Origin of the sequence: Mesorhizobium sp. M3A.F.Ca.ET.175.01.1.1 (genome assembly GCF_004791945.1) — a bacterium.
GTDB lineage: Bacteria > Pseudomonadota > Alphaproteobacteria > Rhizobiales > Rhizobiaceae > Mesorhizobium.
In genome coordinates, this window is record NZ_SRTP01000025.1 from 1 (window position 1) to 6,542 (window position 6,542).

Consider the following 6,542-nt stretch of genomic DNA (forward strand, 5'->3'; position numbering starts at 1 on the left):
GGCCGCCACGGCGGCGAACGGCGAGCTTCTCCTCCCGATAGAGCCGGAACAGCTTCTTGTGGTTCACGACCAGGCCCTCCCGCCTCAGCATCACGAGAAGACGCCGGTAGCCGAACCGGCGACGCTCTTGCGCGATCGCCTTCATCCGCTCGCGAACGTCGCGGTCGTCCGGCCTGCTGGTCTCGTAGCGAACCGTCATGCGGCAACAGCCGATGGCTTTACACGCCCGCCGTTCGCTCATCCCTAAGCCTTCCTTCAGGCGAGCGACAGCTTTCCGCTTGGCCGCGGGCGGGAAAAAGACGTCGCGCCGCTGCATAGTCTGGCGCCTGACGGTAGATCACGCAATCGCGCACGAAATCGCATGCCTGCGCGGCCGCGCGCCTGACCGAGAAGCCATCATCCGAATAGGCGCGTTCCATCGCCGCGCGATGGATCTCTATTCAAGCAAAGAAGGCGCGGTCGGCCGGAGCCCAGTCGCCTGCGTCGGGCACACGGCCACCAAAGTCCTGCTTGATTTCCTGGTCCAGCTCATCAAGCCAATTCAGCCATATCCGTTTGAATATCTCGTTCTCGGTGCGACGTAGCGCGTCCCGCGTGAAGTTCGTCCGCTCACCTTCCGGGCGTGTCAGGCCCAAATGAAGAGGCAGGATGTCGACTGTGTTTGGGCTCAGAACCTCCTTCCCCCAGACCGCATGGCCGCGGCTGGTTGAGAGCTTCTGGCCGTCGAGCAGGTAGAACTCATTCACGTGATAGCGGATGCGCGGCGTCCAGTGGGAGAACACCTTGGCATAAAGAGCGGGGTAGAGTAGCGCGTGGTAGAAGGAACTGTCGAAACCCAAGAAATGGACGATCTGCCAGTCATTGCTGGGCGTCGCCGCATTCCAGTCGCGACCAAACCTTCCGCCGGCGGCCGATTTATAACGTCGCCGTCATCTTGCCGCTAGGGCCAATAGGCGGGCTCCGCACCGGAAATTAGGGACGGCCGGCAACCCAAGTTTACGGACTGTGGCGCGGAAACGGCTCTTGCCACCTCCTCGCAGCGCGAGTCTGAAAAAGATGCCTTCGGAAGGCGCGGCCTCCAGGAGGTCTCTCCCGTCTTGCGGAAGATCGAGGCGAGATTCGGATGCCTTCTTCACTCACTCGAGGCGCAGCGCTAAAGACGGTCACACAGCTAGGTCGGGGACATGTATGTGGCCCATCCTGCAGCATCACGAGCCTGACGATTTTGTCCTCGCGCCGGCAAGACGCATTCGGTCAGCAGCTTTGTCGAGGCTGCCGTCAGGAGGTTCGGGAAGGAGATATTCCGGGAAGGCGAAGGCGTTGACGAGGTGGGCCGCAACGCAGGAACAACCTGGCACTGATCCAAACAGACAAACGTTTGTTTCGGGCCGTACCTCTGCTCCCATGATTTGCTCAAGAGAAAATGTCGCCGACCCGGTCGTAGTCTGCATCCTCATGCGGACCCAGCTCTCCTGAAGTAGACGACATCTCATGCCAATCTTGGCGGCAACCGTCGCGATCATACAGTTTGGACTGCCACTCCGCGATGGAGACAAGTATGTCGACATCTGGTCGCGTCAGGTATGACGTATTGAACTTACGCCGCTTGCTTTCGCCGAATGCAAGATTGCCGTTGCGGAGAAGCCCCTTTAGATCCTGTCGTCAATGTCCGCATTTGCCTCCATCCACCGCCGGTTGTCGAGTCCGTGACAATTGTGCTTGGCCGGCCGGACTCTCAACGCGTTGAGCAAAGATGCAGATCTGAGCCTTTTTTGTAGTTGGCACAACTTTTGATAGGACCGTTGAGGGGCAGCAGGGGCTGTCCACCGATCTTGTTGTGGTGGGTGATGTCGAAAATTCCAGTTTTGTCATTTAACTTCTTTGGGACCGAGCGTGTTGATGCGCCCGCTTGGAAACTATGAAACGTTTCCCCTTCCATGGGCGCGGCGCCACTGGTCGCGACGTACTCGCCTTCACTGTCCGCCACTGGAGCCGGCAGCCGGTGCGGCTCGCGATCATCATGGCTGCGATGCTTGCCTCCACGCTGGCTGACGTGCTGATGCCGGTCTATTCAGGTCGTCTCATCGATGCTGTTGCAGGTGGCGCTGCTGTGGCAGCACCAGCCTGGCATTCGGCCCTTGCAGCCTTCTCTGTACCGATTGCGCTTGCGCTCGCTGCCATTGCCATGCGCCACATCGCCTTCATTGGCCTGAACGACCTTTTGCTGAAGATGATGTCTGATGTCGCGAACGAAGCGTTCTATCATGTCCAGCGCTTTTCGACAGACTGGCATGCGAACAGCTTCGCCGGCTCGACAGTGCGCAAGATAACGCGCGGCATGTGGGCGCTCGACCCCCTAAACAGCACAATATTGGTCGCGCTGTTCCCGTCCTTTATCATCTTGGTAGGTTCGACGGCGCTGCTCGGCTGGCACTGGCTGGTCATGGGGCTGATCTTTGCTTGCGGCTCTCTGATCTATCTTGCCTTTTCGATTTCGCTGTCGCTCAGCTATGTCGCGCCGGCGGCGAGCCTTGCCAACCAATCGGACACAAAGCTCGGCGGCGCGCTTGCGGACGCGGTCAGTTGCAACGCTGTGGTCAAAGGCTTCGGCGCCGAGGTACGCGAAGACGCGCGCCTTGCAAATATCATGACCAAATGGCGGCACCGCACGCGCAGGAGTTGGGTGCGCGTGACGAACATTGGCTCAATCCAAGGCGTCACTTTGGTTGCGCTCAGGGTGGCGGTGATCGGATATGCCCTGCTTCTGTGGTCGCATGGACAGGCAACGCCTGGCGAGATAGCCTATGTACTCACGTCCTTCATCGTCCTCCAGGGCTATCTGCGTGATGCCGGCATGCATGTCCGCAACGTGCAACGCTCAGTTAATGATATGGAAGAACTGGTGGCCATCCACAATCAGCAGCTGGATGTTGCCGATCGTCCAGAGGCCAAGCCGATCCGGATCACGACGGGCCGCATCGATTTCCAGAACGTCCACTTCCGCTACGCCAACCATCCCCTGCCGCTCTATAGCGAATGTTCGCTGTCGATTGAGGCTGGCGAAAGGGTTGGGTTGGTTGGGCCCTCCGGTTCCGGCAAGACAACATTCGTGAAGCTCATCCAGAGACTCTACGACCTGAGCGGCGGCCGGATCCTGATAGACGGTCAGGACGTCTCCGAGGTGACCCAAGAGTCCCTTCGTTCGCAGATCGCGATCGTGCAGCAGGAGCCTATCCTGTTTCACAGGTCGCTTGCCGAGAACATCGCCTATGGCCGGCCTGGCGCGAGCCAGGCCGAGATTGAGCAAGCGGCACGGCTGGCCAGTGCGCACGACTTCATCGCGCCCCTGCCGAAGGGCTATGGGACATTGGTCGGCGAAAGGGGTTTGAAGCTCTCCGGCGGCGAGCGCCAGCGCGTGGCGATCGCGCGCGCCTTCCTCGCGAACGCGCCGATCCTTATCCTGGATGAGGCCACATCGAGCCTCGATTCGGAATCCGAGGTGCTCATTCAACAAGCGGTGGATCGGTTGATGGTGGGTCGAACGACACTCGTCATCGCACACCGGCTGTCGACAGTCCGCTCGCTCGATCGGCTGCTCGTCTTCGATCGTGGCCGCATCATGGAGGACGGCGATCATGCCGCGCTGATCGATCTCGATGGTGGCATTTACCGCCGCCTCTTCGAACGGCAGGCGTTGGAACTAGCGAAGGGCCTGGCCTGAGCTCCAACCGGGTTGCGCGATGCGCCGAGCCGTTGCCGGAGAGGCGTGTGGCAGTGAGGCCTTACCGACGAGCCGGGGGCGTTACGGCCGGCAAAACCAGCACGGCCGGAACTGTCCGCCGGGCGGGCGGGCGGGAATGCACCACGTCTAAGCTTCGGCGAATGCGCGCAGTTACACGCGGGCACCGAATTGTCGCGCCTCACGGCGAACGCACCAAAAGGGCGGGAATCTCGGCGGTCATTTGGGTCCGGGAAGTGTGCGGCCCTCGCCGTTACCCACATTTCGCCAAAGGAAGCGAAGTCAACGCACATTGAAGAGGGCGGTGCTTCCCGGCCGGCTGGGAGCCCTGTCGCTGGCCCAACCTGCCGCACGCCGGCCACGTCAACGCATCAAACTCCCTTCGGTTCGCAAAGTCGTCCCCTCGGAGACCCGGAAGCGCAAGAGCTCCGCAGTCTTCGTTCAACTCTCGCCATCTGCTCCGGGGGATTGGATTCCGTTCCTTTGCTAACAGAGTGGCAGCTGAGCACGAACTCGCCGGCCTCGTGTCTTTCGATTACGGCCAACGGCATAGGAAGAGATTGGATTCGCCGGCCCTCTGCGGACCGAATGAACAGTTCTACAGATCATCGACGTCCGCGAAATTGACCTCGGCCTTTCCGGCCCAGCGCTGAACGGTGTTATGCACGTCCGGTACGGCAGGACGGCGGAATCGCAGTCTGCCGAATGTCAGCCGTTTCGAAAGGTGTAGCCGTACCCGTTGATCGCCGGCGCGCCGCCTAGATGTGCGTAGAGGACCCTCGATCCCTCTGGAAAGAAGCCCCTCTGGACGAGGTCGATCATCCCTTGCATCGATTTGCCCTCGTAAACGGGATCGGTAATCATGCCCTCGAGCCGCGCGCACAGACGGATTGCCTCTTTGGTTTCCTCCGATGGAACGCCATAACCCGGATACGCGTAGTCCTTGAACAACACCACGTCTGCCTCCACAATTTCCGCTCCGAGGTGGACGAGCTTCGCTGTATTTCGGGCGATGCCAAGCACCTGCGCCTTAGTCTTGGCGGGCATGGCGGAGGCATCGATACCGATCACGTTGCGCTGTCGACCGTCCTTGGCGAACCCGACGAGCATGCCGCCGTGGGTTGAACCAGTCACCGTACAGACGACGATATAGTCGAAGGCAAACCCAAGCTGCTTTTCCTGGGCGCGCACCTCCTCAGCGAACCCCACATAGCCCAGGCCGCCGTATTTGTGGACAGAGGCGCCGGCCGGTATCGCATAGGGCCTGCCGCCCCTTGCCTTGACCTCATAAAGTGCCTTTTCCCAGCTGCGGCGGATGCCGATGTCAAAGCCCTCGTCAACCAGGCGCACCTCTGCCCCCATGATGCGGCTCAAGAGGATATTGCCGACCCGGTCGTAGACGGCATCCTCATGTGGGACCCAGCTCTCCTGGACCAGGAGGCATTTCATGCCGATCTTGGCGGCGACCGCAGCGACCATGCGCGTATGGTTGGACTGGACGCCACCGATTGTGACGAGCGTATCGGCATCTGACGCGATCGCGTCGGGCACAATGTACTCGAGCTTGCGCAGCTTGTTTCCGCCGAGCGCGAGACCAGAGTTGCAGTCCTCGCGTTTGGCGTAGATTTCCACCTTGTCGCCCAGATGCTTGCCGAGGCGGTCGAGCCTCTCGATCGGCGTGGGCCCAAAGGTGAGCGGATAACGTTCGAATTTTTCCAGCATGCTCTCTCCAGCAAAAAAGTACCTGAACCGGCTACGCACCGGTCAGCCCAAGGGTGTGTGTGATCAAAGCCACCCGTCTTTCGAAGCGGGTGCAGAAGACGTTCATCGTTATTGCAGCACCGAGTTTGTCATTGCGACAAGCAGACCGCATCCGGCGTGCTGCGATGACTCTTATGTGCCTAATCGACCCAACACCCGCATCTCCCGGCCTAAGGACAAACCGAATGTGGTCGCGTCCCACTGCCAAATACAGATCCCCTATATCGATCAGCGCAGTGATCAGAGGGTTACCAAAAGTGGTGTGGGCCTGAGCACTGATAATGTCATCCGCGCATCAAAGCAGCAGCACATGCTGGGTAATTGACTTAGCTCGGACACAGCTGAAAATTTCATTCCGCAGCTGATCAGAGTTCAGACGACTGATACCCGAGCTTTCCTGGAACTATCGGCATGCTGGCCCCTGTGGCGAGTTCCACGAGCGCGGCTAGACTGCCGGATCAGAAAGAGTAGGCGGCCGAAATAGCAGGCCTGAAGCAGCAGCGAACAGGCCAGCGTCGTGACGACTGCCAGACGGAGCGAATCCAAAGCGAAGTAAACCATCGACGCATTGCTGCACAGGACCAGCCCCACGAGCCGACAAAAAGATGAAGTGCAACGCCGTTCTCCTGGTTTTCGCCAGATCATGTTGCGAGCTGGTCGGCCGCAACATGCGTCTGGCAGTTCTTGGGGCAGACGCGGCCGCAGGCTCCGCAGCCTATGCAGCGGCCGGCATCTTCGACAACCATGATCATGCGATTGAGCTTGCCGTCGAAATCGTCGTCCTCGTCATCGCAGGGGCCGAGGATTTCACCCGCATCATCAACGCCGTGAAGATGCATCACATCGCGCGAGCAGACCTTGAAACAACGGCAGCAGCCGATGCAGGTCTTGCTATCGATGGAGGTCAGGTACGACGGCATCCAAATGGAGCCGTCACGGGTGGTGAATGTGCGCATCATCCTAAATTCTTCATTGAAGCGAGTTCTCTCTTGGCAACATCCAACTCGGCATAAACGGCTTGGGTTTTCTCGGCGACTTCCTG

General features: G+C 59.8%; 4 protein-coding genes and 4 pseudogenes. 2 read left to right on the forward strand and 6 right to left on the reverse strand.

The features are described 5' to 3' along the window. The 3 pseudogenes from EN818_RS29955 to EN818_RS29970 all read right to left on the reverse strand — a co-directional run. Positions 1-289: pseudogene (locus tag EN818_RS29955) on the reverse strand (IS3 family transposase); the annotation flags it as partial. 151 nt (positions 290-440) lie between these two features. Beyond that, positions 441-872 (reverse strand): annotated as a pseudogene (locus EN818_RS34040) (class I tRNA ligase family protein); the annotation flags it as partial. 516 nt (positions 873-1,388) lie between these two features. Beyond that, positions 1,389-1,523, reverse strand: a pseudogene (locus EN818_RS29970) (aminocyclopropane-1-carboxylate deaminase/D-cysteine desulfhydrase family protein); the annotation flags it as partial. 395 nt (positions 1,524-1,918) lie between these two features. Between EN818_RS29970 and EN818_RS29975 the strand changes: the two are divergent. Together EN818_RS29975 and EN818_RS34045 are read left to right on the forward strand one after the other, a co-directional pair. After that, the gene (locus EN818_RS29975; protein ID WP_095517146.1) at positions 1,919-3,721 is read left to right on the forward strand and encodes an ABC transporter ATP-binding protein; all 1,803 of its coding nucleotides are present in this window, start codon (positions 1,919-1,921) and stop codon (positions 3,719-3,721) included. A gap of 471 nt (positions 3,722-4,192) precedes the next feature. Next, positions 4,193-4,391: pseudogene (locus tag EN818_RS34045) on the forward strand (7-cyano-7-deazaguanine synthase); the annotation flags it as partial. A gap of 56 nt (positions 4,392-4,447) precedes the next feature. On the opposite strand, the gene EN818_RS29980 reads toward EN818_RS34045, so the two are convergent. The 3 genes from EN818_RS29980 to fdxB all read right to left on the reverse strand — a co-directional run bounded on the left by EN818_RS29980 (position 4,448) and on the right by fdxB (position 6,459). Then, positions 4,448-5,461, reverse strand: a complete 1,014-nt coding sequence (locus EN818_RS29980; RefSeq protein ID WP_095517145.1) for a 1-aminocyclopropane-1-carboxylate deaminase — start codon at positions 5,459-5,461, stop codon at positions 4,448-4,450. Between the two features lie 411 nt (positions 5,462-5,872). Beyond that, complete coding sequence (locus EN818_RS29985; RefSeq protein WP_135906153.1) at positions 5,873-6,145, reverse strand: exopolysaccharide production repressor protein; 273 nt, start codon at positions 6,143-6,145, stop codon at positions 5,873-5,875. Then, the gene (fdxB, locus tag EN818_RS29990) at positions 6,142-6,459 is read right to left on the reverse strand and encodes a ferredoxin III, nif-specific (RefSeq protein WP_189343318.1); all 318 of its coding nucleotides are present in this window, start codon (positions 6,457-6,459) and stop codon (positions 6,142-6,144) included. Before fdxB ends, EN818_RS29985 begins: the two co-directional genes overlap by 4 nt. Positions 6,460-6,542: the final 83 nt, after the last annotated feature.